Origin of the sequence: [Clostridium] symbiosum ATCC 14940, from assembly GCF_000466485.1 — a bacterium.
GTDB classification, from domain to species: domain Bacteria; phylum Bacillota; class Clostridia; order Lachnospirales; family Lachnospiraceae; genus Otoolea; species Otoolea symbiosa.
Window position 1 is genome coordinate 1 of the sequence record NZ_KE992810.1, and the last position, 361, is coordinate 361.

Genomic DNA, 361 nt, shown 5'->3' on the forward strand with positions numbered 1-361 from the left:
GGTCAGGCTCGTAAGAGCCTGTGGATCGAAACGGTTCTGCGAGCCTTTAAACGGAATGTTATCGGGGTCAGGCTCGTAAGAGCCTGTGGATCGAAACCTGGGCATACTTATCGGGTATCCGCAGCAAAGCCGGTCAGGCTCGTAAGAGCCTGTGGATCGAAACTTTGGTCAGGACTATGGCCGACTGCACAGTGGCGGTCAGGCTCGTAAGAGCCTGTGGATCGAAACCTAGCCGGTCTTGCACCGGAAACAGCCCTGGGGCGGGTCAGGCTCGTAAGAGCCTGTGGATCGAAACTGTAGTGGGTTTCATTCCCTGCAGCAACATATTGGTCAGGCTCGTAAGAGCCTGTGGATCGAAACA

The 361-nt window shown here is 55.4% G+C and carries 1 CRISPR repeat array.

The window, feature by feature from the left end:
• Positions 1-360: a CRISPR direct-repeat array (repeat unit 32 nt; unit sequence GGTCAGGCTCGTAAGAGCCTGTGGATCGAAAC).
• The last annotated feature ends 1 nt before the right edge of the window (position 361 follow it).